This is a genomic window from Pseudomonas sp. HMWF006, assembly GCF_003061205.1.
In the GTDB taxonomy this organism is placed as follows: Bacteria; Pseudomonadota; Gammaproteobacteria; order Pseudomonadales; family Pseudomonadaceae; genus Aquipseudomonas; species Aquipseudomonas monsensis.
This window is the reverse complement of the sequence record NZ_QAIU01000449.1, coordinates 17,648-19,163: the sequence shown is the minus strand read 5'-3', so window position 1 is coordinate 19,163 and position 1,516 is coordinate 17,648. Positions and strand designations below refer to the sequence as shown.

Genomic DNA, 1,516 nt, shown 5'->3' with positions numbered 1-1,516 from the left:
GTGCCGGCGGCGGCGGGCACAGATCCGGCGGCGGGACAGATGGCGCGGACATGCAGCCGGCCAGTGCCATCGCCAACAGAGCGGCGCAGGCGCTTGTTTTCAGTGAGTGCATCGGTCAATTCCTTGGTGTTTCGTTGGTCGATCGCATCCCGCTCAGCGAGCATTTCGCCGCTGATTCGGGCCGCTTCACGCAGGCCGTTCGCTTCCCATTGCGCGCTGTCGCGTTCGCGCCTGGCGTCGTCGCGCTGATCGGTTACCCGATCAAAAGCCACCCACAGCAGCAAGGCGAGCAGCAGCACGAAAGGCGCCAAACGCAACGGGGAAAGACTCATTTCAGGCACAGCTCCATTTCAGCCAGCCGGCGGTTGTGCAGGCCTTGAACGAAGCGCTTGCGGCCCTGCGCGTCTGTCACATACGCCCATACCGGCGTCTTGCCGTCCGCTGCCCAGGCCAACGCCCTGCAGCCGTCAGCGATGCGGCCGGCATTGATCAACGCCACCGCCCGACTGGCGCAAGTGCTGGGCACACCCACGTTGTGGCCATGGCTGGTCAGAGCGTCGAAGGTGTTCTGGTCCACCTTCGGGTTGGTGATGCAGTCGGCGAGCTGCAGCTGGGTTTTGCGGATCACCAGCTGCTCCACCTCCGCGCAACGCTCAGGCGACCAGTAATCACCGACCACCACCGGGAACGGGCTGGTATGTCGAGTAATGCCCTTGCAGACGCTGGGCAGTCCACCGGCCAACTTGTCGGCATAGACGGTGTTCTGGCCGTTGCCCTCCCAAGTGCCCAGGAAGATCACCAACGGAGCGCTGGCCAGCGCAATCACACCGGCCTGAATCCTTCCGCGCAGGCTCATGGAAACCACACCCGCAGCAGTGCCGGCACAACCATCTGCAGCACAGAAGCGACCACCGTAAGAATGGTCAGCAAGCGCCCGACCTTCGCGCCGATGTCGTTTACCGCGACCGTCAGGGTCTGCTGGCCAGCGTTCAGTTCCGACAGTTGACCGGCCATGTGTTCGAACCCCTGTTCCAATTTGGTCACGCGGGTAGGCACCGTTTCGTGGCGGTCTTCCAACTCGCTCAGCCGGTGTTCGAACACCGCGAATCTCTGCTCCAGCGTTCCGAGGCGTACGGTTTCAGTCGTCATCAGCGTTTACTCTGCTCAAAGCCCGTCTGGCACGGGACGCATCGCGTTTTACCGCCCAGCGCACGGCGTGCCGGCGGGATCTCTTTGTCGCAGTCCTCGCAATGGGTCAGGCTTGGCCCGACCGGCACAGGCGTCAGTAGCTGGGCCTTGATCGCCTGGTCACGTTGGCGTTGCTCCAGCTCCTGGGCGCGGTCGAACCAGTCCACCATTAACGGATCCCCTCGATCTCGGCCGCAGCCAGGTAGGGAACGCCGTTGATGTGGATAAAGTCCGGACTGGTGACGTCGAACGGCACCTTGTGTTTGGTCTTCTCGCCACCCTTCGGGTCGATCGACAACAGGCTGGAGATCTTCACCTTGCAGCCGAA

The 1,516-nt window shown here is 63.0% G+C and carries 5 protein-coding genes; all 5 read right to left on the bottom strand.

Annotated features, from left to right (window positions below; genetic code table 11):
- Positions 1 to 332: lysis system i-spanin subunit Rz (locus DBR24_RS19190; RefSeq protein ID WP_256591645.1), on the bottom strand; the 332-nt coding region annotated here is incomplete at its 3' end.
- Entirely contained in the window at positions 329 to 856 is a 528-nt protein-coding gene (locus tag DBR24_RS19185; RefSeq protein ID WP_128615522.1) for a lysozyme, read from the bottom strand. The genes DBR24_RS19185 and DBR24_RS19190, both read right to left, overlap by 4 nt.
- Positions 853 to 1,149: a hypothetical protein gene (locus tag DBR24_RS19180; RefSeq protein WP_128615521.1), complete on the bottom strand. Its 297-nt coding sequence runs from the start codon at positions 1,147 to 1,149 to the stop codon at positions 853 to 855. The genes DBR24_RS19185 and DBR24_RS19180 overlap by 4 nt, the downstream gene beginning before the upstream one ends.
- Positions 1,149 to 1,358, bottom strand: coding sequence for a TraR/DksA family transcriptional regulator (locus DBR24_RS19175; RefSeq protein WP_116256721.1), 210 nt, complete (start codon positions 1,356 to 1,358; stop codon positions 1,149 to 1,151). The genes DBR24_RS19180 and DBR24_RS19175 overlap by 1 nt, the downstream gene beginning before the upstream one ends.
- The coding region (locus DBR24_RS32900) for a phage protein (protein ID WP_256591652.1) at positions 1,358 to 1,516 on the bottom strand (159 nt) is incomplete at its 5' end. The genes DBR24_RS32900 and DBR24_RS19175, both read right to left, overlap by 1 nt.

What these genes read in the sequence shown, in the direction of transcription:
- DBR24_RS19185 (WP_128615522.1), bottom strand. Translation starts at nt 856, where the DNA reads ATGAGCCTGCGCGGAAGGATTCAGGCCGGTGTGATTGCGCTGGCCAGC.
- DBR24_RS19180 (WP_128615521.1), bottom strand. Translation starts at nt 1,149, where the DNA reads ATGACGACTGAAACCGTACGCCTCGGAACGCTGGAGCAGAGATTCGCG.
- DBR24_RS19175 (WP_116256721.1), bottom strand. Translation starts at nt 1,358, where the DNA reads ATGGTGGACTGGTTCGACCGCGCCCAGGAGCTGGAGCAACGCCAACGT.